Annotated in this window: 21 protein-coding genes; 8 read left to right on the plus strand and 13 right to left on the minus strand. The window is 69.4% G+C overall.

Features of this window, described 5'->3' with window-relative positions:
* Positions 1–80 precede the first annotated feature (80 nt).
* Positions 81–2,528, plus strand: coding sequence for a DUF6493 family protein (locus tag AORI_RS61435; protein WP_016334433.1), 2,448 nt, complete (start codon positions 81–83; stop codon positions 2,526–2,528).
* Here AORI_RS61435 and AORI_RS61440 read toward each other — a convergent pair.
* Both AORI_RS61440 and AORI_RS61445 read right to left on the minus strand, forming a co-directional pair.
* Entirely contained in the window at positions 2,511–3,644 is a 1,134-nt protein-coding gene (locus AORI_RS61440; RefSeq protein WP_016334434.1) for an SWIM zinc finger family protein, read from the minus strand. The two genes, AORI_RS61435 and AORI_RS61440, sit on opposite strands and share 18 nt — an antisense overlap.
* Positions 3,645–3,735: 91 nt before the next feature.
* Entirely contained in the window at positions 3,736–4,605 is an 870-nt protein-coding gene (locus tag AORI_RS61445; protein ID WP_016334435.1) for a TetR/AcrR family transcriptional regulator C-terminal domain-containing protein, read from the minus strand.
* Positions 4,606–4,693: 88 nt separating this feature from the next.
* Between AORI_RS61445 and AORI_RS61450 the strand changes: the two genes are divergently transcribed.
* Both AORI_RS61450 and AORI_RS61455 read left to right on the plus strand, forming a co-directional pair.
* Positions 4,694–6,493: a right-handed parallel beta-helix repeat-containing protein gene (locus AORI_RS61450; protein ID WP_016334436.1), complete on the plus strand. Its 1,800-nt coding sequence runs from the start codon at positions 4,694–4,696 to the stop codon at positions 6,491–6,493.
* 70 nt (positions 6,494–6,563) lie between these two features.
* The gene (locus AORI_RS61455) at positions 6,564–7,193 is read left to right on the plus strand and encodes a phosphatase PAP2 family protein (protein ID WP_016334437.1); all 630 of its coding nucleotides are present in this window, start codon (positions 6,564–6,566) and stop codon (positions 7,191–7,193) included.
* 18 nt (positions 7,194–7,211) lie between these two features.
* On the opposite strand, the gene AORI_RS61460 is transcribed toward AORI_RS61455, so the two are convergent.
* Positions 7,212–8,591, minus strand: coding sequence for an aminotransferase-like domain-containing protein (locus tag AORI_RS61460; protein ID WP_043848131.1), 1,380 nt, complete (start codon positions 8,589–8,591; stop codon positions 7,212–7,214).
* Between AORI_RS61460 and AORI_RS61465 the strand changes: the two genes are divergently transcribed.
* On the plus strand, positions 8,590–9,813 hold the full coding sequence (locus AORI_RS61465; protein WP_043848132.1) for an aminotransferase class V-fold PLP-dependent enzyme: 1,224 nt from the start codon (positions 8,590–8,592) through the stop codon (positions 9,811–9,813). The two genes, AORI_RS61460 and AORI_RS61465, sit on opposite strands and share 2 nt — an antisense overlap.
* Positions 9,814–9,869: 56 nt before the next feature.
* On the opposite strand, the gene AORI_RS61470 is transcribed toward AORI_RS61465, so the two are convergent.
* From AORI_RS61470 to AORI_RS61485, 4 genes are all read right to left on the minus strand, one after another.
* On the minus strand, positions 9,870–11,912 hold the full coding sequence (locus tag AORI_RS61470; protein ID WP_016334440.1) for a M3 family metallopeptidase: 2,043 nt from the start codon (positions 11,910–11,912) through the stop codon (positions 9,870–9,872).
* 103 nt (positions 11,913–12,015) lie between these two features.
* Entirely contained in the window at positions 12,016–12,726 is a 711-nt protein-coding gene (locus AORI_RS61475) for a histidine phosphatase family protein (RefSeq protein ID WP_043848846.1), read from the minus strand.
* A 64-nt stretch (positions 12,727–12,790) separates the two neighbouring features.
* Positions 12,791–13,630, minus strand: coding sequence for an undecaprenyl-diphosphate phosphatase (locus AORI_RS61480; protein WP_016334442.1), 840 nt, complete (start codon positions 13,628–13,630; stop codon positions 12,791–12,793).
* Positions 13,630–14,676, minus strand: coding sequence for an LLM class F420-dependent oxidoreductase (locus AORI_RS61485; protein WP_016334443.1), 1,047 nt, complete (start codon positions 14,674–14,676; stop codon positions 13,630–13,632). The genes AORI_RS61480 and AORI_RS61485 overlap by 1 nt, the downstream gene beginning before the upstream one ends.
* A gap of 136 nt (positions 14,677–14,812) precedes the next feature.
* Between AORI_RS61485 and AORI_RS61490 the strand changes: the two genes are divergently transcribed.
* The 3 genes from AORI_RS61490 to AORI_RS61500 all read left to right on the plus strand — a co-directional run bounded on the left by AORI_RS61490 (position 14,813) and on the right by AORI_RS61500 (position 17,123).
* Positions 14,813–15,778, plus strand: coding sequence for an aldo/keto reductase (locus AORI_RS61490; protein ID WP_016334444.1), 966 nt, complete (start codon positions 14,813–14,815; stop codon positions 15,776–15,778).
* Between the two features lie 113 nt (positions 15,779–15,891).
* The gene (locus tag AORI_RS61495) at positions 15,892–16,905 is read left to right on the plus strand and encodes a YncE family protein (protein WP_016334445.1); all 1,014 of its coding nucleotides are present in this window, start codon (positions 15,892–15,894) and stop codon (positions 16,903–16,905) included.
* Positions 16,902–17,123: a DUF5703 family protein gene (locus tag AORI_RS61500; protein WP_016334446.1), complete on the plus strand. Its 222-nt coding sequence runs from the start codon at positions 16,902–16,904 to the stop codon at positions 17,121–17,123. The genes AORI_RS61495 and AORI_RS61500 overlap by 4 nt, the downstream gene beginning before the upstream one ends.
* Positions 17,124–17,396: 273 nt before the next feature.
* On the opposite strand, the gene AORI_RS61505 is transcribed toward AORI_RS61500, so the two are convergent.
* The 6 genes from AORI_RS61505 to AORI_RS61530 all read right to left on the minus strand — a co-directional run bounded on the left by AORI_RS61505 (position 17,397) and on the right by AORI_RS61530 (position 23,003).
* Entirely contained in the window at positions 17,397–18,143 is a 747-nt protein-coding gene (locus AORI_RS61505; RefSeq protein WP_016334448.1) for an SRPBCC family protein, read from the minus strand.
* The gene (locus AORI_RS61510; RefSeq protein ID WP_016334449.1) at positions 18,144–18,734 is read right to left on the minus strand and encodes a winged helix-turn-helix domain-containing protein; all 591 of its coding nucleotides are present in this window, start codon (positions 18,732–18,734) and stop codon (positions 18,144–18,146) included. It lies immediately after the preceding gene.
* 40 nt (positions 18,735–18,774) lie between these two features.
* The gene (locus tag AORI_RS61515; RefSeq protein ID WP_016334450.1) at positions 18,775–19,653 is read right to left on the minus strand and encodes an alpha/beta fold hydrolase; all 879 of its coding nucleotides are present in this window, start codon (positions 19,651–19,653) and stop codon (positions 18,775–18,777) included.
* Positions 19,653–20,975, minus strand: a complete 1,323-nt coding sequence (locus AORI_RS61520) for a M20/M25/M40 family metallo-hydrolase (RefSeq protein WP_016334451.1) — start codon at positions 20,973–20,975, stop codon at positions 19,653–19,655. The genes AORI_RS61515 and AORI_RS61520 overlap by 1 nt, the downstream gene beginning before the upstream one ends.
* A 112-nt stretch (positions 20,976–21,087) precedes the next feature.
* Complete coding sequence (locus tag AORI_RS61525; protein ID WP_016334452.1) at positions 21,088–22,059, minus strand: penicillin-insensitive murein endopeptidase; 972 nt, start codon at positions 22,057–22,059, stop codon at positions 21,088–21,090.
* Positions 22,060–22,085: 26 nt separating this feature from the next.
* On the minus strand, positions 22,086–23,003 hold the full coding sequence (locus tag AORI_RS61530) for a peptidoglycan-binding protein (RefSeq protein WP_016334453.1): 918 nt from the start codon (positions 23,001–23,003) through the stop codon (positions 22,086–22,088).
* A 145-nt stretch (positions 23,004–23,148) separates the two neighbouring features.
* Between AORI_RS61530 and AORI_RS61535 the strand changes: the two genes are divergently transcribed.
* Complete coding sequence (locus AORI_RS61535) at positions 23,149–24,843, plus strand: glycoside hydrolase domain-containing protein (protein WP_016334454.1); 1,695 nt, start codon at positions 23,149–23,151, stop codon at positions 24,841–24,843.
* Positions 24,844–24,913: the final 70 nt, after the last annotated feature.

Raw genomic sequence — 24,913 nt, forward strand, 5'->3', positions numbered from 1 at the left:
GCGCCCCTGATCACGCGAGTTCCGGCTTCAATCACGCGAGTGCGGTGATACGTCCTCACCACTCACGACACAATGGGCCCGTGCACCTCGACGAGCTCCTCACCGGCCAGCCCTCGGAAGTCCTCACCCGGGCCCTCGAGCTTTCCCCCACCGAGCGGAAAGCCCTCGTCCCCGAACTCCTGGCCGCCTTCAAGGACAGTCGCGAGTTCGTCGAGGTCAAGCCCGACACCTACGGCGCCCGCAACCCGCTCAGGGCCCAGCAAGCCGCGACCGCCCTCTGGACCGCCCTCCCCGCCAGCGACCCCCTGCTCCGCAAACTCTGGATCGCCTCGCCCACGATCCTCGAACGTGTCCTGCAGGACCGCTCGCTCACCGAACGCAAGACGATCGCGCTGCGCATGATCGGCCACCACACCGCCTGGGAAGCCATCCGCCGCATGATCCTCGACGGCGACCTCGAACCCATCCGGACACCGGAGTACCACGCCGGCTGGTTCCGCTGGGCCGGACGCTTCGGCGGGAAACCACTCGCCGAACGGCTCCGGACCGAACGCGAAGCCCTCACCGAGATCTGGGAACTGCTCACGATCGAAGGCAACGGCGACGCCAGCTTCGCCGCCTTCGACAAGTACGTTCGCGACGAGGACAAATGGTCCACCGCGCTGCTCGAACTCACCGAGGCCGGCGAACTCGACCGCACCCGGCTCCTCGACCTCACCCTCGACATCCTCGCCCGCGACTTCGCCGCCTTCCGCGCCCAGTGGTACTCCGCGCTCCACGAAGCGCTCGCCCCCACCCCGGACGAACGCACAGCGGCTCAGCACCGCTACGCCCGGCTGTGCGGAAGCAGCCTCCCCCGCACCGTCTCCTTCGCCGTCAAAGCTCTGTCTCTTGTGGATAAACAAGGCACGCTGGACGCCGAAGTCGCACTCCAGCACCTCCCCGCCGCGGCCGCCGGACGCGGCGCCGCCACCGCCAAACTCGCCCTCAAACTCGCCGGCCGCATCGCCGACCGACGCCCCGAACTCACCGACCTCGCCAACGAAGTCTTCGAAGCGGCACTCACCCACGACGCCTCCGACGTCCGCGCCATCGCCACCGCCCGGCTCGGTGTCACCCCTGAGGCGCCACCCGTCATCGAGACCACCGAGTACCCGGAACCCACCCGAACACCGTGGGACCAGCGCAAAACGCTGACCGTCCCGCTCGAAATCCCCGACACCCCGGCCGCGGTCGCCGAAGCCCTCTCCTCCCTGCTCGCCGACCCCGACCAGGGCGACCTCCTCCTGGCCGCCCTCGACGGCGCCCACCGCGTCGCCGGCGAGCTCCAAGACGCCCTCAAACCGCTGGTGAAACGCGCCGCCCGAATCGCCGGCCAGCAGTACAGCGCGGCGGTACCGAAGATGATCGCCCCCCTCGTCCTCGGCCTCACCGGCCGCGACGTCGCCCCGCTACCGCAGGTCGACGGCTGGCGCCGCCCCCTCCACCACCGGATCACCACCCTCCTCGAAGGCACCGCCGTTCCCGTCTCCGCCGCCACCCACCATGGCGGCTGGCTCGACCCGGTCGTCTTCGTCGCCCGCATGCTCGAACACCCCGACGCGGCCGAAGACGACGTCGCCGACGCACTGCTCCGGCTCGCCCCCGACACGAGATCGGCAGCCCTCGCGCTCGCCACGGATCTCACCGGACCGCACGCCGACACCATCCGCTACGCCCTCGGCGGACCGGCCATCGACCACACGGGCTGGACCGCCCTCGCCGCGGCCCGCGCCCGGCACCCCGAATCCGCCGACCCCGCCGCCGCACTCCGCGGCGAACCCGGACCGCCCGTCACCTGGACGGCGAAAGCCGGCCTGACCCACTACGGCTCGAACACACTGAACGTCGAACAAACCCCGGAACCCGTCTCACCGCGAGTTCCGTGGCTGGGCATCCCGTTCGAGGGCCGGGCCCCCGAGTGGCTCGGCTTCACCGAATGCCACGAAGCAGTCGCCTCGCCGTACGACCGCGACCACCTCGAAGCCACCGTCGCCGGGAACCTGTACTTCAACGACATCGAAGTCGGCTATCCCGTGGAGAAGGCCGCGCTGCCCCCGTTCCTCGACAGCCCCTCGGCGCCGGGCCTCCCCGGCACGATGCTCCTCGCCACCACTCTCGCGCTGAAACGCCCCGCCGCCGTCCAACTCGGGACGGACGCCGTGCTCACCCTGCTGGAGCAGCGGATGCTCGGCCCCCGCGCGCTCGGCGACGCGCTGGGCGTACTCGGCTCGCAGCTCATCATCACGCGGCTGGCACCCCGGCTCGCGACCGTCGCGAACGAACACCCCATCGCCGTACTGTCCACACTGGACACTTTGCTGCCGAAGCTGGCGCCCTCCCATCGTGGCATCTTCGCGCTGCTGGAGCTCGCCGCGGACCTCGTGGACCGTGGAGCGGGCACGATCAGCGCCGAAACGAAGGAATGGCTCACAGGCTTCAAGGGCAGCTCGAAAGCGGCGAAGGCGGCGTCACGACTCGGCGGCTGACATCCGGGCCGCCAGCACGTGCGAACAAGGCCCTCGATTCTCCTGGTGCTTGGCCCACCACGCACACGTGCACCCGGCGGGCGAAAGCCGGACACGCTGCACCGAGCCCGCGCGGGTGATCTCGTAACCACCGTCCGGCAACATACGGACGGCTCCGGCGGCAACGAGCTCCCGGGCTTTCGCCAGCCGGCCGTTCGCCGGAGCGGCCCCGCTCGGGAGCTCGCGCGGGAACCACGTGCCGTCGACGACGTCGTGCCCGGCGCGACCCGCGACGAGGTCCGGCGCTTCGAGCCCCGCCGCCAGAGCGTTCAGCCAGCCGCCTTCGCCCGAGAAACCGCGGGACGGCTCCGGGGACAACGTGACGACGAGCCGCGCTCGTTCCAACCGGAGCACCCAAGTCGCGACCTCGCTGTCCAGTCGCGTGTAGACGGTCAGCCCCTGGACGAACCGGACGAGCGGCTCGACGATCCGCAACCGATGGAGCCCGGTCGCCGGGATCGAGTCCCGGCCCGGCCTTGACGTCAGCCGGAGCCCACGGCCCGACGCCACCGCCCAAGACTTCCCGACCGAAGTGGGGAGCTTCCGCAGGAAGTTCCGCGCCTCCGTCTTGTCCAGCTCCGCCTTCTCGACCGCACCCGCGGTGACAGCGGCGACCTCGGCGAACCCGGACACCCAGCGATCCGGCAACGGCACCACGGACTCGTCGTTCTGCCCGTCGATTGTGCGGAGACGGATTCCCTCGCCGCGAACGGTCAGGTGCAACGGATCCTGTGCGACGACCCCGGCCAGAACGGTCCGCGTCGCCTCGGACAGGTCCACATTGGTGCAACCCTCACCGAGCTCACCCGCCTCCGGCAGATCGAGCCTGGCGTAGACGCCGCAGCACGGCGAGAAAGCCTCCGCTCGCAGCGTCGTCCGGTCCGCGGTGAAGACCGGATCGGACTCGGCGATCAACCGCTTCACCATGGACGGCGGCGTCCAGAACCGGGTCCGGGCGACCTTCCCCAGCACGAGCAGCGCCTGGGCCGCCTGCGCTCCGGGCTCCAGAAAACCCTCGAAAAGCACGGACGTCGGGGCGTCCTCTTCCAGCTGCTCCAGCAAGACCTCGGTGACCACCGGGCAACCCTAGCCAGGGTCTCCGACAGTCTTTGCGGGTTTTCTCATCGGCTTCAAGTTGATCTTGTCAATTGCCCGACTGAATAGGTCGTTATACACTTTGAGCCTGACGACGCCGGTAGGCGCGTTGCTGGCACGCCCGCGAGCAGTAGTCCCGAGGCCTGCCCCGTCCTCCCCCGTCCAACGGCTTACCGCAGACGACGCACTCCCCTCCCCCGGTTTCGTCACTGATTACCTCACTCCCCTGGCTTCGGACGAGCGCCTCGATACCGTCGAGGGTCCTCCGCAGCCCGAATTCGAAGGTGTCCAGCGGAGCATCCATTCCCCCGGCCTTCCACAGCCGCTCCAGCGCCGGATAACGGTCCAGGCGCTCGAAGAGGGACTCGCGTTCGCTCCACCAGCGCTCATGGGTCACCCCCGTGCGCCGCTGGAGCTCCGCGGCCTCCCCCGCCTGACGCGCGGCCGACTCGACGAATCCGCCCACCAGGTTCACCACCGCGATCACTTCCGCCGGTGCCAAACCGCTGCGCGAAGCCACGTCCAGCGCGTGGTCGTAGCCGGCCATGATGTTCGGCCCCGGGAGGCGGCGGGAACCGGCGCTGTGGACCAGCCACGGATGCCGGTGGTGCATTTCCCAGGCTCGCCGCGCCCAGCGTTCGAGACCCGCTCGCCAGCCGAGCCCGTCCGAAGACCCCATCGGGAACTCGCCGTACACCGCGTCACGCATGAGCTCCACCAGTTCCGCCTTGCCGGGGACGTACCGGTAGAGCGACATGGTGGTGGTGCCGAACCGTTCCGCGACCTTGCGCATCGACAGCGAGGCGAGCCCTTCGGCGTCCGCGACCTCGACGGCCGCCGCGACGATCCGGCCCAGGCTCAACCCGGGCCGCTCCGGCTCGGACGTCCCCCACAGCAGCTCGATCGCGCGCTCCGGATCCGGCTGCGCGTCGTCTTCCGCCACCCGCTACTCCCTTGACGCTCTTCGCTCGTTCGTGTTTAGCTGATAAACCTCAGTATATCCCATATACCTCTCGCAGGAGCGCTTCAGCATGCCCGAAATCAGGTTCTTCGTATCCCCGGACGGCAGAGACGACTGGCCCGGCACCGCCGAACAGCCGTTCGCCGGCCCGAAAGCCGCTCAGAAGGCCGTCCGAGCTGCGACGGCCACCATGACCGGCGACGTCATCGTGTCCTTCGCGGCCGGCGTCCACCACCTGGACGAACCTGTTGTCTTCACTGACACGCAGGGCGATTCCGGCTCGAACGGCTTCCGCGTGATCTACCAGGCACACGGCTACGGAACGGTCGACCAGGCCGAAGTGGAACTGAGCGGCGGCCGTGAGATCACCGGCTGGACGACGGGCGACGACGGCGTCTGGACCGCGCCGATCGGCGACCTGGCGCCACGACGGCTCACCGTCGACGGCGAGCCCGCGGCGCGAGCGGCCCGCACGGACGGACTCCCGGGAATCGTGACGAAAACAGCGACTGGTTACGTCACGGACAGCACGGAGCCTCAGACGTGGCCGGACCCCTCCGGGCTGGAGTTCGTGTATCCGGGCGTCTACCCGTGGTCCGAAGCCCGGCTCGCCGTCGCGTCGATTTCCGGTGACGCCTCCTCGACCACGATCACCATGGCTCAGCCGGCGTTCGAGCACGCCAAATCGCTCTACGACGCCAAGTGGTACAGCGCCGGTGGCGACGGCGCCTGGGATGGCCTCGCCGCGCCGTCCACGCTCGAGAACAACGTGGCTTTCCTGACCGAACCGGGAACCTTCGCCGTCGGCCGCACCGACACAGGCGAGCACGTCCTGCACTACCGTCCGCGTCCCGGAGAGGAGATCGGCGAGACCAGCGTCGTCGCTCCGGTGCTCGAAACGCTCATCAACGCGCGAGGCGTACACGACCTCGTGCTGCGCGGCTTCACCTTCACCGACGCGACCTGGACCGGCCCAGCCCGCACCGGCGGCTACCTGCACTATCACGGCAACGCACGCTACGAACGAGGCGACTTCCAGAAGATCGACCTCGGCGCGGACGTGGGTTACGTCCACGTGCCCGCGGAGCCGGTCCAGTTGCCCGCGAACGTCAGTCTCACCTCTGTCCGCCGGGTCTCCCTGGAGGGCAACCACTTCACCCGGCTCGGCGCGGGAGGGCTGCTGATCGAGGACGCCACCGACGTGCGGATCCGGGCGAACGTCTTCGACGAGATCTCGGGCAGCGGGATCGCCGTCCACACGAGCACCCGGGTCGCGGTCGAAGACAACCTGGTCCACCACATCGGCACCGAGTACCGCGGTTCGCCCGCCGTCCTCGTGGTCGAGTCCGCGGAGACCGCCGTGGCACACAACGAGATCCACGACGTACCGCACAACGGCATCGTGATCACCGGCGGTGAGCGCGCCAAGGGCACGCAGGTGATCTCGAACCTCGTCGAACGCAGCATGGGGAAGCTCATGGACGGCGGCGGGATCTACCTGTCGGCCCCGCAGGGCTCGTCGTTCGCCGGCGGGGCGCTGGTCCGCGGCAACGTCATCCGCGACGTCCTCACCTCGTACAACTTCGGCCTCTACACCGACTACGGCGCGGCGTGGGTCACCGTCCTCGGCAACATCGTCCACCGGGCCGACACCCCGATCGCGCTCCAGGTGGGGCCACCGATGGAGAACGTCGCCTTCGTCGGCAACTTCTGGGACGCCCTGCCCGACGGCTACGACACCCCACCAGAGACGGTGACCGTGGCCGGGAACACGGTGCTGCCCAAGGAGAGCTTCGACAAGGCCGTCCGGGCGGATCCGGCGGGCGCGGACATCCTCGCGCGGGCGGGCCGCCGGGGTCTGGAACGATGATCACCGCTCCTGCCGGGCGCGAGTCCGGCAGGAGCCGCTCCGGCCACGATTCCCGAGGAGACCACGCGCGATGCCGACCCAGACCACGGAAGCCCCCGAGACCCGCCGACGTCTCGCGCGGATCGCGACCGAGGTGCTCGCTCCCTGGGTCTGGGTGCTCGGCCTCCCGCTGATCGTCGCCTGGAAGGTCACCGGATATCACGTCGGCGAGACGGTGCTCTGGGGTCTCGTCGTCGGCGTCACCGGCTCGCTGATCCCGATGGCCGTGATCGTGCGCGGCGCCAGGAAGGGCAAGTGGGACAGCCACCATGTCACCGATCGCGCCGGACGGCTCGTCCCGTTCGCGGTCTGCATCGGCTCGCTGACCGCCGGCTTCGTCGGCCTCATCGCCGGCGGTGCCCCGCACGAGATGATCGCGCTCGCGGCCGCCGAGCTCGTCTGCCTGATCGCCGCGCTCGCGATCACCTTCGGGCTCGAGTTCAAGATCTCGATGCACGCGATGGTGGCGGCGGGTGCAGCGGTGATGCTGATCCGTGTCTACGGCCCCTGGCTCGCACTGGTCTTCCTCGGCGTCGCCTGGGTCTGCTGGTCCCGCGTCGAGCTCGGTGATCACACCAAAGCCGAAGTCACGGCCGGGATGGCCGCCGGTGTCGTCCTCGGCGGTGGGGTTTATCTGTTGCTCGATACGGTTTTGTCCTGAGCCAAGCGGTATAGGTCGTTATACACTTCCTAGCCGCCTGATGCCTTCGGCGAGTTCGGAGACGTCCGCCGCGGCGGCGAAGCCGAGCCGGAGGAACGGACCGGCCGGTTCGGCGGCGAAGAACCGGTCCCCCGCCCCCACGACGACTCCCCGTTCCCTCGCCGCGCGGGCGACCGCGTTCGCGTCACTCCCCGCCGGCAACCGCACCCACAGGTGCAGCCCACCCTCGGGCAGCCGCGCGACAGTCCACTCTGGACGCTCCCCCGCCAGCTCCGCGGCTGCTTTTACGCACCGCTGCCGTAGTTCGGAGCCCAGTTTCCGTACGTGGCGTTCCCAGGACGGAGCGCTGAGCAGTTCGAGAGCCGCCTCCTGCAGCGGACGGGAGACGAAGAAGTCGTCGACCCGCCGGATCGCCTTCATCCGGTCGAGAACGGGACCACGCGCGATCAGCGCCCCGATCCGGAGGCTCGGCGCGGCGGCTTTGGTCACCGACGTCAGATGGACGACCGTGCCGTCGCGATCGTCACTGATCAGCGGACGCGGCGCGGTGACCCCATGCGAGAGGTGCCGGGCGAAATCGTCCTCCAGTACGAAGGCGCCCGCCGCGCGCGCCACCTCCAGCACCTGCGTGCGGCGTTCCGGCGTGAGCACGGTTCCGGTCGGGTTGTGAAAAGTGGGCTGGCAGTAGAACAGCCGGGCACCGGTCATCGCGAACGCCTCGGCCAGCAGATCCGGCCGGACCCCGTCGTCGTCGATCGGGACCGGCACCGGACGGAGCCCCGCCGCCCGCGCGGCGGCGAGTGCTCCCGGATAGGTCGGCGATTCGACGAGGACCGGGCTGCCTGGTGCCGCGATCGCCCGGAACGCCATGGACAGCCCGCTCTGGCCGCCGGCGGTGATCAGGACGTCGTCCGGTGACGCACCGGCGGGTCCCGCGAACACCGACCTCAACGCGGCCAGACCGGCGGCGGGAGCCCGATCCCAGGAATCCGGACGGCGTCCCGCCCGCGCGAGCGCCGCGCTCAGGAAGCGGGTCGCCTGCAGCGAGCGATGCGGATATCCGCCGTCGAGAAGGATCGCGCCCTCCGGCGGCGGGCCGAGGACACCGGTGAGCGACGTCGTGTCGACGCTGCGGTCGGTCAGCGCGACGGTCTGCCAAGCCGTGTCGAGTGGCCCCTCCGCCACCGACGGCCTGGCCGCCACATACGTCCCGCTCCCGGGCCGGGTCACGACGGCACCCTCGGCCGCCAGCAGAGCGATCGCGCGCGACACCGTCACCGGACCGACCCGGTAACGCTCGATCAGCTCACGGCTGCTGGGCAACCGGTCCCCCGCGGCCGCCGAGCGGATCAGGGAACGCAACTGGAGGACGAGTGCGGAAGTGCTACTATCCGACATGAAAGAACATGATAGTGCTACTGAAAACCGTGCGGAATCACTACTGGACATCGCCGCTCTGCGGGCCGATACGCCGGGCAGCGAGAAGGTCGTCCACTTCAACAACGCGGGCTGTGGATTACTGGCGAAGCCGGTGCTCGCCGCCATGCTCGATCATCTGAAGCTCGAAGCCGAGATCGGCGGCTACGAGGCCGCGGCGGCACGGTCGGATCAGGTCGCGGGCTTCTATCGCGAGATCGCCGCGTTGATCAACGCCCGGCCCCGCAACATCGCCTTCGCGGCGAGCGCCACCCACGCCTACTCCACCGCGCTTTCCTCGATCCGGTTCGAACCCGGCGACGTCGTACTCACCACCCGCAACGACTTCATCTCCAACCAGATCGCCTTCCTGTCGCTGCGGAAGCGGTTCGGCGTCGAGATCGTGCACGCGCCGGACATCCGAGAGGGCGGTGTCGACGTCGAGGCCATGGCGGCTCTGATGCGCACGAAGAAACCGAAACTGGTCGCGGCCACGCACATCCCGACCAACTCGGGGCTCGTCCAGCCGATCGCCGAAATCGGGCGTCACTGCCGGGAGCTCGGCCTGCTTTATCTGGTCGACGCCTGCCAGTCGATCGGCCAGTACCCCGTCGACGTCGAAGAGATCGGCGCCGACCTGCTCACCTCGACGTGCCGCAAATTCCTGCGTGGTCCGCGCGGTTCTGGGTTCCTGTTCGTCTCCGACCGGTTCCTCGAAGCCGGGCACGAGCCGCTGTTCATCGACATGCACGGTGCCCGCTGGAGCGCGCCCGGCGCGTACGAACCCGCGAAGTCGGCTTCCCGCTTCGAAGAATGGGAATTCCCTTACGCCACCGTGCTCGGCTGCGCGGCCGCGGCGAGGTACGCCCGTGAGGTCGGCCTGGAGGCGATCTCACGACGCACCCCCGCGCTCGCGGCGAGACTAAGGGACGGTCTCGGCGCCATCGCGGGCGTCGAAGTGCTGGACCGGGGGCCGGAACTGGGCGCCTTGGTGACGTTCTCCATCAAGGGCTGGGAAGCCGTGCCCTTCAAGGAGGCGATGGACGCCAGGCGGATCAACTCGGCGCTCAGCTACCGGGAGTTCGCGCAGTTCGACTTCGGCGACAAGGACGTCGACTGGTGTCTGCGGCTGAGCCCGCACTACTACAACACCGAGCGGGAAGTGGACGACGTCGCCGCGGCCGTCGCCGAACTCGCCGCCTGAACGCGGCCTCCCCGCCTGGGCACTGGGGGTGCCCGGGCGGGGATACCGTCAGGAGGTCAGGCCCCGGCGAGGCCGCGGCGCTTCAGCAGCGGCTCGATCTCCGGGTCGCGGCCGCGGAACGCGCGGAAGGCGGCCATCGGGTCGACGCTGCCGCCCCGCCCGAGCAGTTCGCGGCGGAAGTGGTCACCGTTCTCCCTGGTGAGCCCGCCGTTCTCGCGGAACCACTGCACGGTGTCGGCGTCGAGGACCTCGCTCCAGATGTAGGAGTAGTACCCGGCGCTGTAGCCGCCGCTGAAGATGTGCGCGAAGTAGGTGGTGCGGTAGCGCGGCGGCACTGCTTCCAGCGCGACGCCGGCCTTGGTCAGCGCCTCGGCTTCGAACCGCTGGACGTCGTCGACGTTGTCCTCGGTGCCCAGCGCGTGCCACGCCTGGTCGAGGAGCGACGCCGCGAGGTACTCGGTGGTCGAGAAGCCCTCGCCGTACTGCTGGGAGGCCAGGAGCTTGTCGATCTGCTCCTGCGGCAGCGGCTCGCCGGTCACGTGGTGCTTGGCGTAGTTGGCCAGGACCTCGGGCCACAGCATCCACATCTCGTTGACCTGCGACGGATATTCGACGAAGTCACGCGGGACGTTGGTGCCGGAGAACATCGGGTACTCGACGTCCGAAAGCAGCGAATGCAGCGCATGCCCGAACTCGTGGAACGCGGTGACGACCTCGTCGAAGGTCAGCAGGGTCGGCTCGCCCGCCGGCGGCTTGGCGACGTTGAGCACGTTCACCACGACCGTCTTCGTGCCCAGGAGCTTCGTCTGGTCGACGAAGTTGTTCATCCAGGCGCCGCCGCGCTTGGAGTCGCGGGCGTAGTAGTCGAGCAGGAACAGGCCGAGCTCCGAGCCGTCGGCGTCGAAGACCTCGAAGATCCGGACCTCGGGGTGGTACTTCGGCAGATCCTCCCGCTCGGTGAAGCTCAGGCCGTACAGCTTGGACGCGGCGAAGAAGACGCCGTCGGTCAGCACCCGGTTCAGCTCGAAGTACGGACGCAGCGCCGCTGTGTCGACCTCGAAGCGGTCCTTGCGCACGCGCTCGGCGTAGAACGCCCAGTCCCACGGCCGCAGGATCGCGCCCGGGATGTCGGCTTCGAGGTAGCGCTGCAGTTCTTCGGCCTCCGCCTTGGCGTTGGCGACCGCGACCGGCGCGAGACGTTCCAGGAGCCCGACAGCGGCCTGAGCGGTCTTCGCGGTCTCGTCCTCGATGACGTACGACGCGTGGTCGGGGAAGCCGAGCACGGCGGCCCGCTCGGCCCGCAGGCGGACCAGTTCGGCCACGATCCCGTTGTTGTCGGACTCGTTGCCCCGGTTGCCGCGGGAGACCGACGCGGTGAAGATCCGCTCGCGCAGCGCACGGTCCTCCAGCGAGGCCAACGCGGCCTGCGCGGTCGGCAAGGTCAGCTTGAGGACGTACTTGCCTTCCTCACCGGCGGTTTCGGCGGCCGTGGCGATCTCGTCCTCGCCCAGTCCCGCGAGCTCCGCGACGTCGTCGACGACCACGGCGAGCTCGTTGGTGTCCTTGAGCAGGTTCTGCTGGAAGCGGGTCGACAGCGTCGAAAGCTGTTCGTTCAGCTCGCGCAGGCGCTTCTGGTCGGCCTCGGGCAGACCGGCGCCGGCGCGGCGTACGTCGGTGTGGTGGCGCTCCAGAAGGCGGAGCGACTCGCCGTCGAGGCCGAGTTCGTCCTTGCGCTCGAACAGGGAGTTGATCCTCGCGAACAACGCCGGGTTCAGGTTGATGGCGTCGGCGTGCGCGGCCAGCCGCGGCGCCATCTCGGCCTGCACGCGCTGGATCTCGTCGTTCGCGTTCGATCCGGCGAGGTTGAAGAACACGCTGGACACGCGGGACAGCAGCCTGCCGGACTTCTCGAGCGCGACGATGGTGTTCTCGAAGGTCGGCGGCTCGGCGGAGTTGGCGATCTCTTCGATTTCCGCGGCGTGCTCGGCGAGACCCGCCTCGAAGGCGGGAAGGAAGTGTTCGTCGGCGATCCGGTCGAACGGCGGAAGGGCGTAGGGCAGCTCACTCGGCGCGGCGAACGGGTTGTCCTGCGAAATCATCGGTGTTGCTCCCGGGTCGTCGAATCTGCTGTTCAGGCCACCTTACGGGCAGTGAGGGGCCGGTGGATGCCGTCCGTGGCGTGACACCGCGGACGAGGAGTCGTCACGCTCCGGTGGTACCGCCCACCACCGCGTCGGAGCTCGGCTTTCCCTTGCCACGCTTGGCTTTCGCCTTGGCCGGCGGTGGTGCGATACCGGCGAGGTCGCCGCCGTTGTCGTTGACACGCAACACGAACGGACGAGTCTCGGTGTACCGGACGACCGAAACCGACGCCGGGTCGACCACGATCCGCTGGAAGGAATCGAGATGCTGACCGAGCGCGTCGGCGAGGATCGCCTTGATCACATCGCCATGGCTGCATAGGAGCCATACCGCGTTCTCGCCGTACTTCTCGGTGATCCGGGCGTCGTGCGCACGGACGGCCGCGACCGACCGCGCCTGCATCTCGGCGAGCCCTTCGCCGCCGGGGAAGACCGCGGCCGACGGATGCGCCTGCACGACCCGCCAGAGGGGTTCCTTCACCAGATCCTTGAGCGCGCGCCCGGTCCATTCGCCGTAGTCCACTTCGGACAAACCAGGCTCTTTGACCTTGTCCAGACCGCGTGCCTCGGCCAGCTTCGCGACCGTCTGGCGGCAGCGGAGCATCGGCGAAACCACCAGCTCGGCGAGCGGGACCGGCGCCAGGCGCTCGACGAGCGCGGCCGCCTGCGCCCGGCCGGTGTCGTCCAGGCCGACCTTGGGCGTGCGCCCGGCCAGCACACCCGAACCGTTCGCCGTGGACTTGCCGTGGCGCAGAAGGATCACAGTACTCACGTGGCCCACCCTACGTGTCGTGCTTTGCCCCCTCCCGCGTTTCGTCCTCTGGATGCGCCGGGGGTTACAGGTGCGGGCCCTCTTGGGGGTCCAGGACACCGGTGAAGATCAGGACGAACAGCAGCGCGCCGAGCACGAGCCGGTAGATCACGAACGGCACGAAGCTCTTGGTCTTGATGTAGGACATCAGCCACGCGATGACCGCGTACCCGACGCCGAACGCGACCAGCGTCGCCAGGATCGTCGGCCCCCACTGCGCCGGGGCGCCGTCCTTGCCGATGTCGGTCAGCTTGTACAGGCCCGAGCCGAACACCGCGGGCAGCGCCAGCAGGAAGGAGTACTCCGCCGCCTCCGCGCGCGTGTAGCCGAGCAGCAGCCCGGCGCTCGTGGTGCCACCGGACCGCGAGACACCCGGGATCAGCGCCAGCGCCTGTGCGAACCCGAAGCCGAGGCCGTGCGGCACGGTCAGGTGGTCGAGGGTGCGCTGCTGCTTCCCGATCCGGTCGGCCACCAGGAGGATCAGGCCGAACACGATCAGCGTGGTCGCGGTGATCCGCAGGTCACGGAAGGTTTCGTCGATGGCGTCCTGCAGCAGCAGGCCCAGCACCACGATCGGCAGCGAGCCGACGATGATCAGCCAGCCCAGCCGCGCGTCGGGGTCCTGACGCCAGTCCTTCTTGTAGATCGAGAAGAACCAGGCGCGGAGGATCTTCCCGATCTTCGACGAGAAGTACAGGATGACTGCGAGTTCGGTGCCGATCTGGGTCACCGCGGTGAACGCGGCGCCCGGGTCGTCCCAGCCGGCGAGCGCCGCGGTGATCCGCAGATGCGCGCTGGACGAGATCGGCAGGAACTCCGTGAGGCCCTGGACGAGCCCGAGAACCAGTGCTTCGAACCATCCCATCAGGCGACACCGGCCGATTCGACGGCTTCGGCGGCGACCTCGAGGGCGTGTGCGGAACCCTCGGGATCCGGCATGGCGGGCGCGACGGTCAGCGTCGTGACGCCGGACTCCGCGAACGCCTGCATCCGCTCGGCGATGCGCTCCTTGGGCCCCAGCAGCGACGTCGCGTCGATGAACTCCAGCGGGACCGCCGCCATGGCGCCCTCGTAGTCCTTGCCCAGGTACTTCTGCTGCACATCGGCCGCTTCGCGCTCGAAACCCATCCGGCAGGCGAGCTGGTTGTAGAAGTTCTTCTCGCGGCTGCCCATCCCGCCGATGTACAGCGCCGCGTACCCGCGGACCGCGTCGGCGCAGGCCTTCCAGTCGTCACCGACCACGAGCGGGACGGTGGGGACGACGTCGAAGCCGTCGAGGGAACGCTCGGCCTTCTCCGCCCCGGCCTGGATCAGCTTCAGCTGCTCACCGGCGTGCTCCGGCGAGTAGAACACCGGCAGCCAGCCGTTCGCGATCTCGCCGGTCAGTTCGAGGTTCTTCGGGCCGATGGCGGCCAGGTACACGGGGATCTCTTCGCGCACGGGGTGCACGGTCAGGGTCAGGGCTTTGCCGGGGCCGCCGGGCAGCGGCAGCTGGAAGTGGTCGCCGTCGTACCGGACCCGGTCGCGGCTCAGCGCCTTGCGGACGATCTCGACGTATTCGCGAGTGCGGCCGAGCGGCGACGCGAACTTCACGCCGTGCCAGCCCTCGGAGACCTGCGGGCCGGAAACACCGAGGCCGAGGCGGAACCGGCCGCCGGAGAGCGTGTCCAGGGTCGCGGCGGTCATCGCGGTCATCGCCGGTGTCCGCGCGGGGATCTGCAACACCGCGCTGCCCACGTCGATCCGGGAGGTCTGCGCCGCCACCCATGAGAGCACCGTCGGCGCGTCCGAACCGTAGGCCTCCGCGGCCCAGACGACCGCGTAGTCCAGTTCGTCCGCCTTCTTCGCCAATGCCAGGTTGGCCGCGTCGTTCCCCGCGCCCCAATAGCCCAAGTTCAGTCCGAGTCGCACGGCGTGAATGTATCCATCGGAGTGTCACTCCTCCGTTCAGGGTGTTGACAGCCGATAACCCGCACGGTGGTACTCGATCACGACACGCTCACCTGCTCCGCGACCCGCACTTGCCTTCCGGCTAGGCTCGCCCGTCGTGGAAAAGCGACAGCTCGGCCGGTCGGGACTTCGGGTCTCGCGGATGGCCCTCGGGACCATGACGTGGGGTGGCGACACCGACTCGGAGGAGGCGGCCAGCCAGCTGGTCGCGTTCGTCGACGCCGGGGGCACCCTGGTCGACACCGCCGACATCTACGGCGAGGGAGAGAGCGAGCGCGTCCTCGGCGCGCTGCTCGGGGACCTGGTCCCGCGGGACGACATCGTGCTCGCCACCAAGGCCGTCGCCCGCCGCACCGACGGCCCGTTCGGCGGCGGCGCCTCGCGCGGTGCCCTGCTGAGCGCGCTCGAAGGCTCGCTGCGACGGCTCGGCACCGACCACATCGACCTCTGGCAGCTGCACGCCTGGGACACCACCGTGCCGGTCGACGAGACGCTCGCCGCCCTGGAGTACGCCGTGATCAGCGGAAAGGTCCGCTACGTCGGCGTCTCCAACTACTCGGGCTGGCAGCTCGCGACCGCCGCGGCCCGCAGTTCGGCCGTCGCCCCGCTGGTCTCGACGCAGGTCGAGTACTCGCTGCTGGAGCGCGGGGTCGATCGCGAAGTCGTCCCCGCGGCGGAGCACCACGGCATCGGGCTCCTGCCGTGGGCGCCGCTCGGCCGGGGCGTGCTCACCGGCAAGTACCGCAGCGGGACCCCCGCCGATTCACGCGGCGCTTCGAGTGTTTTCGCGGGCTATGTCGAACATCACCGGACCGATCGCGCGGCCCGGATCGTGCAGGCGGTCGCGACGGCCGCGGACGGCCTCGGCACCTCGCCACTGGCGGTCGCGCTGGCGTGGGTCCGCGACCGGCCCGGAGTGGTCGCACCCGTGGTCGGAGCCCGTGACACCGGTCAGCTGACCGGTTCGCTGACGGCCGAGGACATCACGCTCCCGCCCGCCATCCGCTCGGCGCTCGACGACGTCAGCGCGATCGAGGTCGGGTACCCGGAACGCGGCCTTTGAGCCGTCTCGAATAGTGGATTAGGTGACTGTTGGGTGACGCTGACGTGACGTGGTGGAGTTCCAGGAGGATGCTGGACAAATCCGTTCGACGAGTAGCAGGTGGAGGCACCAAGGTGGGTCGGCTGTCCGCCGTTTCCCGGATCGCGATCCCGCTCGCCGGTGTCCTGGTGCTCTCGTCCTGCAGTACGGACGACACGCCCAACGACTCCTTGCAGATCGTGCAGAACCCCGTCGCGGCGACCGCGGCGGTCTCCCCCGCCGTGACGGTCAAACCCGCCGGTTCGGTGTTCGCGGTGCCGGGCGTCCGTGCCCTGGTGACCGACGAGGCGAGCAAGTCGCTGGTCGTCGCCGTTTCGGAGCCGCCGTCGCTGCGCATCTACGATCTCGCCGCCTTGGACGCCCCGAAGACGACCGTGGCCTTGCCCGGTCCTGCCGAGCGCCTGACGGTCTCGGGCTCCCAGGTGCTCGCCAGCGTGCCCGGCAAGAGCCTCCTGGCGAAGGTCTCCCTGCCCGGTGGCGCGCTGGAGACGGTCCCGGTCGCGGGGCAGCCGTCGGCCGGCCTCGCCGACGGCGACGCGACGCTGGTCTCCGTCCGGGACCGCAAGGCCGTCGAGGTGCTGTCGAAGAACGCGGGACCGAAGACCATCACCGGCCAGATCTACAGCGCCGACGACGTGCTGAGCACCGGTGACGGCGTGGTCGTGCTCGACAAGCTCCGCACCGCCCTGTTCGCCGTCGACCTCACCGAAGGCAAGATCGGCGAAGGCCTGCGCGCAGGCGACGGCGCGGCCAACGCCGTCACCGACGATCTCGGCCGTGTCTTCGTCACCGACGCGCGCGCGGGCGCCCTGCTGGCGTTCTCCACGACGCCACTGCTGCTGCGCCAGCGCTATCCCGTTCCCGGCGGGGCATACGGCATCGCCTACGACCGCACCCGCGGCCTCGCCTGGGTCACGCTCACCGAACGCAACGAGGTCGTCGGTTTCGACGTCCGCGGTGGAGAGCCGATCGAGAAGCACCGGTTCCCCACCGTGCGGCAGCCAGATTCGGTCACCGTCGACGAGCAGGGCGGCCGCGTGGTCGTCGGCTCGGCCATCGGAGAAGGGATCCAGGTGATCACGCCATGACAGTGGTGGATGAGGCGGTGGTCGAAGGGGATTGGGAGTACCGGCGGCTGCAGCTGCCCCCTGGTGTTTCCCGGCGGGCGGCGGCGACGCAGCTGTCGATCCACGCCGAGTTCGCCGGCTGGGAGCTTTCGACCGTCCGGCTCTACTCGGACGGGACCCGGAGGGTGTGGTTGCGCCGCAAGCGCACCGCCACACCGCTGCCCGGCCTCATCACCTGAGAGCCGGCCGATGCTGTGGACCCTCCCGCCCGGCTCCGTGCCGTCGGGTGGTCGCCTGTAGTACGTGAAGGGCCCCTTCCCTCGGCTGAGCCGAGTGAAGGGGCCCTTCACGCGCCGCCGCTGCGACTGCTGGGGCTTGTGGGGCGCGGTGTGACACTCGCAAGTCCGTGAAGGCCTCCTTAAGGGACTCTGGGTCCCTCAAGGAGGCCTTCACGGACTTGGCACACGCGACGAAAGCGTCCTTCACCGCGTCAGATGCGGCGAAGGGCCCCTTCAGCTCTTGAAGACCCGGTCCAGCCAGTGGGCCCACAGCCCGTCCTGCTCCGCAGGATCGACGTCGCCGAACAGGTGATGCATCGCGACCATCGGCCCGGTGAACCCGCGCACGAACCGCAGGAACGAGTCCGCGGTCCGGATGCCGACCGTCTGCGCGTTCGCGAGATAGACCTCGCCCTCCACAGTGGACACGGAATCGGTGGAAAGCCGGACCCGGTCCCCCGTTTCCGGCCGCCCGGCGAGGCCGAGCTCCCGGCCCAGCTTCAGCCACGCGCTGTCCCAGTCCCCGATCATCGGCCCGAACACGGTCACCGGCACGGCCTTCCGGCCGGCGAACCGGTTGAGGTACTCGACGAGGGTGCGGAGGAACAGCTCGCCACCGGCGGTCATCGCCTCGAACTCGTCTTCCCAGTCGTCGCCGGGCAGGAAGCCGCTGGTCACGGTCCGCAGCACAGTGCTGCCGCCGGAGCGGCCTTCGATGAGGAACTCGTAGGCGACGAACCGTCCGTCCGGCGCGGGTTCCGTGCCGTAGACGAGCCGCTCCAGCGGGTCCCATGAGGTGATCGCCGACGTGGGTTCGTAGCCGCCGAACGCGGTCTTCACCGTGCCGCCGACGCCGCCGTCGACCTCGTTGCGGCCCATGAACCACGACGTGATCCCCGGTCCGGTCGCGATGGCGTCCCAGACCTGTTCGGGGGTCGCGTCGACCTCGACGCGGTCGGTGATCTCGAATTCGTGGCCCACTCAGCGCTCCTCGGTTCTGACACTCGGGTGGACGGCGACGACGATCCGGTGATCGCGGCCCTGTTCGGCGCCTTCGTCGTGGTACTTGCTCACCAGATTCGTGATCGCCACGGTGAGCTCTTCGGCGAACGCGGCCCGGTCCGCGGCGGAGGAGAATCGCACCTCGCCGTCGATCGCGAAGGTCGCGACCCGCTTGCGCGCCTTGGTCGCTCCGGTGATCAGCAGGCCGACGTCGCGCACCAGCCTGCCGGCCACCGCGAGCAGCCAGCGCGCGGACAGGCGGTCCGGTGACTGCGCCGGATCGGGTTGCACGGCCGAGAGCGCCGTCGGCGAGATGACGTACGAGGACGCCGTCGCGCGCATCATGCGCTCGGTGACGTTGCCCTTCCGCCGCTCCTCGACGAGCTCGACCAGCCCGTGCTTCTCCAGCGCGCGAAGGTGGTAGTTCACCTTCTGTCTCGGCAGGTCCACCCGCGCGGCCAGCATCGTGGCCGACGCCGGCTCGGCGAGTTCGGCGAGCAACCTTGCCCGGACCGGATCCAGCGACACTTCGGCCGCTTCCGCGTCCTCGATCACCGCAACGGAGAACATGCCACGAAGGTGTCACCGAAAAGAGTTTTTGTCAAGGAGGTCAGTCTTGTCGGTGAGCCCGGTTCGCCAGGGCGAGCAGGCGGGGCACCACCTGCGGAGCCGCCTCGAGCGGGACGACGTGCCCGACTCCGGGCAGCACCACGGACGTCCCGTTCCGCACCGCGCCCGCCAGTTCCTCGACGTCCGCCGTCGGTACGAGCTTGTCGCGCTCCCCCACGATCGCGATCACCGGCACCGCGCCGACCTGCGACAACGCGGATTCCCGCGTGTAGGCGTCCAATGCCGGGCGGAACGCGGACACCGTCTGCGGCCAGTTGCCGCGGATCATCCGCACCGTCAGTTCGACGTCGGCGGGCACCGGGTCGTCGCCGAAGAGCCACCACCGCAGCCCGGCGGTCACCGCCTTGCTCGTGTGCTCCCGGACCAGACCGATCAGCTTGGTCCCGAAGACCATCTCAAGGTCGCGGCCGAGCTTCCCGAGCGCGTTCGGCCAGATCGCGTCCGGGGTGACCCCTCCCGCCGACATCGCGAGCAACCCGATCCCCGCCACTCTCGCCGCGAAGACATCCGGGTGACGCTGGGCTAGCGACAGGATCGCGAGCCCGCCCATGTCGTGGCCGACCAGGACCACCTTGCCGTCGGGGATCACCTTCTCCAGCACCTCGGCCAGATCGTCGGCGAGGTGTCCCATGGTCGCCGACGCCGCCCGGACCTCACCGGATTCGCCATGCCCGCGCTGGTCGTAGGCGAGCACCGCGACCGGCTTCTCCGCGGCTTCCGCCAGAACCGGGGCGATGGCCCGCCAGCTCCGCCTGTCGAGCGCGTACCCGTGGAGGAGGACCACGGTCACCGGCGCCGACGGATCACCCCAGCGCTCGAAGTGCAGGGGTGTCCCGTCGGCGGCCAGCAGTCCGGGCATCAGGCCGAGCGCAGGAAGCGGTCGAGCACGCGCACGCCGAACTTCAGCGCGTCGACCGGGACGCGCTCGTCGACCCCGTGGAACAGCGCCGAGAAGTCGAGGTCCGCGGGCAGCTGAAGCGGGGCGAACCCGAAGTTGCGGATCCCGAGCGACTGGAAGGACTTCGCGTCGGTGCCGCCGGAGAGCATGTACGGGAGTGTGCGGGCGCCCGGATCTTCGGCTAGGACCGCGTTGGTCATGGCGTCGACCAGGGCACCGTCGAAGGTCGTCTCGACCGGCGGCAGCTCCATCCACTCCTTCTCGATGTCCGGGCCGAGGATCTCGTCCAGCTCGGCGTTGAACGCCTCCAGACGGCCGGGCAGGATCCGGCAGTCGACCGAAGCCTCCGCGACCGACGGGATGACGTTCGATTTGTAGCCCGCGGTGAGCATCGTCGGGTTCGCCGTGTCGCGCAGGGTCGCGCCGATCATCCGGGAGATGTTGCCGAGTTTCGCGACGGAACCCTCGATGTCGTCCTCGGGGAAGTCCCAGCCGGTGATCTCGGTGACGCCGTCCAGGAACTCGCGGACGGAGTCGGTCATGACCAGCGGGAACCGGTGGTTGCCGAGCCGGGCGACGGCCTCGGACAGCTTGGTGACGGCGTTGTCGCGGTGGATCATCGAGCCGTGGCCTGCCGTGCCGCGCACCCGCAGCTTCATCCAGCGGATGCCCTTTTCGGCCGTCTCGATGAGGTAGGCGCGGACGTTGTCCTTCAGGGTGATCGAGAACCCGCCGACCTCGCTGATCGCCTCGGTGACACCCTCGAACAGCTCAGGCCGGTTCTCGACCAGCCACTGCGCGCCGTACTTGCCGCCGGCCTCTTCGTCGGCCAGGAAGGCGAAGACGAGGTCACGCGGCGGGACGATGCCGTTGATCTTGTAGTGACGGGCCAGCGCGAGCGTCATCGCGCACATGTCCTTCATGTCGACCGCGCCACGTCCCCAGACGTAGTCGTCCTGGATCGCGCCGGAGAACGGGTGCACCGACCACTCCGAGGCGTCGGCGGGGACGGCGTCGAGGTGACCGTGGATCAGGAGCGCGCCGCGCGACGGGTCGGCGCCCGGCAGCCGGACGATCACGTTGTGGCGGTTCTTGCCGCCGGACTCGACATAGGTGATCTCGTAGCCCGCGTCGGTGAGCTTCTCGGCGACGTACTCGGCCGCGGCGCGTTCACCGACGAGCGTGTCGGGGTCACCGGTGTTGGTGGTGTCGATGCGGATCAGTTCACTGGTGAGGGTGACTGCCTCTTCGGCGGCTGCTTCGATCAGATTCGGTTCGGTCACCAGGCATTCCTACCATTGGCGGAGCCGTCCGACCCGCTGCCACCGCTTGGTGGACGGCGTGTGACGGCGGCCGCGACCCGAAACCGGGGTCGCGGCCGCCGATCGTGAACGATCAGCAGACGTAGAGGCTGTTCGGATGCACCGCTTCGCAGTAGCGGACATGCAGATGGTTGTCGTGGTTCGCGTAGCTGGTCGTCAAGCCTTCGTCGATCAGCGTGGGGTCGTTGAAGAAGATGAGCTTCACGTGTCCGGGCGCGGCCGCGCGGATGGCTTTGACCAGGTCACGCGTGGCCGCTCGGTCGTAGGTGGACGAGCGCCAGGTGATCCTGCCTCCGCCGCATTGCGCGCCGTCGGTACGGATCGGCCACAGGTCGACGTCGAGCCCCACCCGATGACTGCTGTGCCCGGGGATGGCACCGCCGTGTTCGAAACCGAAGTCGCCCAGCGGGACTTTTCCGCGGCCACTGGCCGTGAAGGTTTTCGCCGCCTGTTCGAGCTGTGCGACCGCGGCGCCGGTCCCCCAGTTGGCCGCCGTTCCGTTCCCGTCCGGGTCCTGATCGCACAACCCCTGGCCGAAATCGGGATAGTCGTGGTGCCAGACGAGGTTCTTCCACGTGGCCGGCCCGGCGATACCGTCGACGGAGATGCCCGCGTGCTCCTGGAAGCCGCGGACCGCCGTGGTCGTCGCCGCGTCGAATCGCCCGCTCACCGGCAGGTTCAGCCTGCGTTTGGCGTTCAATTCCACCTGTAGTGCTTTGACCGCCTCTCCGCTGTCACCCGCCCGAACCGTCGGCGCCAGCGCGGCCCAGGTCTTCGGTCCCGCGATGCCGTCCACTCCGAGCGCTTCGGCGGTCTGGAACGCGCGCACGGCCGCGACCGTGGCGGGATCGAACACACCCGTGGCGGGTACCGCGTGTCCGTGGTGGGCGAGGAGATGCTGCATCGCCAGCACCTCCACTCCCCGGTTTCCGCTGCTCTGAGTGTGGAAAAAGGCGTTTCCGTACGCGTGGGCCGGTTCCACGGTGAGGATCGCCGAACCGGCCGACAGCACCAGGACGGCGAGGGCCGCCGCTAATCTGCGCATGGGATTCTCCGGATTTCGCAGTGGTTTCAGTAGGAACAGCCCGAGGTGGGCAGGCTCGACGGCGCGGGAGGCGCCACGCCGTCGTAGATCGCCAGCAGCAGCCGCTGCGGGCAATGACTGGTCGTGCCGATCTTGATACCGAAGTGCAGGTGCGGCCCCGTCGAGTTGCCGGTGTTCCCGGTGTAGCCGATGAGCTGGCCTGCCTGGACGGTCGCCCCGGACGCCACGGCGTGCTGGGAGAAGTGGCAGTAGACGAAGCGGGTCCCGTTGGCGGTCAGCACCACGCCTCGGCCACAGGAACTGTCGTTGACCAGCGCCACGGTGCCCGCGGTGACCGCGAGGGCACGGGTACCCGTACCGACCGGCAGATCGATCGCCGGGTAGTCGTGATGCGGATCGTCGTACTCACCGCGCGGCAGCGCGGACCGCGAGAGCGGGAGCGACCAGCCCGCGACGGAGGGGGTTCCGCCGATGAGCCACTGCCACGTGGTGGCGTCGACGAGCGACGTCGCGGGGAGCCCGTGCTTGGTCTTGAAGTCCGTCACCGCGGCCGCGGTGCCCGCCGCGAACGTACCGTCCGCTTTGACCTGGTAACCATGGCGCGCCAACTGGTGTTGCGCCCCTTTCACCGCCTCGCCGGTGGCACCGTTGTCGAGGTTCATCACCAGCTTGCCCCAGGTCTTCGGACCCACGATGCCGTCGGCCGTCAGTCCTTGCGCGGTCTGGAAGGCTTTCACCGCCGCCTGGGTTTTCGGACCGACGATGCCGTCGGCCTCGATCTGCGCGCCGCGCTGCCGGAGCAGGTACTGCGCCGACGTCACCTCCGGGCCGGTGGAATCACCGCCCACCAACGGCCACGCCGGGGCGGGCTCCGCGTGCGCGGATCCCGCGCCGATCATCACCAAGGCCACGACGGTGGCGAGAAAAATCAGTAGGCGCCGCATGACACTCCTTGTTCGCGCTGGTACGGAGCCGGAACCCTAGAACGCGGATTCCTTGCGCTGAAAGCCTTTCCACGGGCGCCAAAACGCTTCCGGGCGTCACTCGCGCGCCGATAGCCTCCCGCCCTCGATTCCGGGAGGAGAACCGATGAAACGAATCCGGCGGGCAGGCGCCACCGCACTCGCGGTCGCGCTGCTGTCCATCGTGACCCCGGCCGCCGGCGCGGCCACGGGCTCACGCACCATCACCTACCACGGCTACCAGCTCGACGTCCCCGACGGCTGGCGGGTGGTCGATCTGGCCACCGCGCCGAGCACCTGCGTCCGGTTCGACTCCGAGACCGTCTACTTGGGACACCAGACCGTAGACCCGGACTGTCCGGCGAAACTCGTCGGCCGGACGGCGGGGGTGGTGATCGAACCGCTCACCGACCTGACGCCCGAGCAGGTACCCGAGGGTGTGGTGACCGCGCCACCGGGGACGGCCACTCCACCGCCCGGGGCACCTTCCCGCGAAGGGACGATCCGGGTCGCCGTCCCGGACGCCGGCGTGCTGGTCACCGCGGGCCACACCGGCGCGACCGAACAGACGGTGCGGGCAGCGCTGTCCGGTGCGCGTCTGGTCACGGGTGGCACGCGTGCCGTCCTGCCCGCCAGGCAGGGAAAGGCGGCCGCCGCGGCGCCGATCGTGGCGCCGGGGACCTTCCAGGGCAAGGGATTCGAAACCTGCGCCGCACCGGCACAGGCCACAATGGACGCCTGGCGGGCCTCTCCGTACCGGGCCGTCGGCATCTACAGCAGCGGTGACCTGCGTGCCTGCGCGCAACCCAATCTCACCCCGGCGTGGGTGGCGAACCAGTCGGCCCGCGGCTGGCGTTTCATCCTCACCGACGTCGGCAGACAGGCGCCGTGCACCGGGTACCGGCTGAAGATGTCCGGTGATCCCGCGGTCGCCCGGCAGCAGGGCCGGGACGCGGCGGCGAGCGCGATCGCGGCCAACACCGCGCTCGGTTTCGGGCCGGGCAGTGTGATCTACAGCGACATCGAGGGTTACTCGTCGACGGCGGCGTGCAAGGCGGGCGTGCTGTCCTACGTCAGCGGCTGGACCGAGGCGCTGCACGCGAAGGGCTGGCTTTCCGGCGTCTACACCAGCGCCGGATCCGGGATCAAGGATCTGGCGAGCGCCTACACGAACACCTCCTACACCAGACCCGACCACATCTGGTTCGCCTGGTGGAACGACAAGGCCGACATCGACACCGGCTCCTACGCGCCGAGCACCTATTGGGCGAACCATCAGCGCATCCACCAGTACGCCGGCGAGGTCGCGGAAACCTGGGGCGGGGTGAGGATCCCGGGTATCGACCGTGACTATCTGGACGTCGGGCCGGGCACGACGCTGCCGTGTGACACGGTGAGCCTCGACTTCGCCGCGTATCCGCGACTCGCCTCGGGCGCGACCGGGACTCCGGTCAAGGCGGCGCAATGCCTCTTGTCTCCCACCGGCCGGCCGACAGGCACCTTCGACGAAGCGACGGTGTCCACCACCAAGGCGTTCCAGCAGGCTCACGGACTCACCGCGACCGGCGAGATCGAGGCGCGCACGTGGACCGCGCTACTGTCCACAGGGGACACTCCGACCCTGCGGCAGGGTGCGACCGGCGCCGCGGTGAACCGGCTGCAGCGCGCGCTCACCGCCGCGTCCGGCAAGACCCTCGCCATCGACGGAGCGTTCGGGCCGAACACCGAAAAGGCGGTCCGCGACTACCAGACCTCCCGTGGGCTCGGTGTCGACGGCGTGGTCGGTCAGGCCACCTGGGGCGCGCTGCAGGCCGGGCGGTGAGCGCCGTGCCGGACCTTTTCACTCAGGCGAAAACCATTGTCCACCCTCGTTCCCGCTTCTTACCGTCGTG

The sequence above is a fragment of the Amycolatopsis keratiniphila genome (genome assembly GCF_000400635.2).
In the GTDB taxonomy this organism is placed as follows: domain Bacteria; phylum Actinomycetota; class Actinomycetes; order Mycobacteriales; family Pseudonocardiaceae; genus Amycolatopsis; species Amycolatopsis keratiniphila.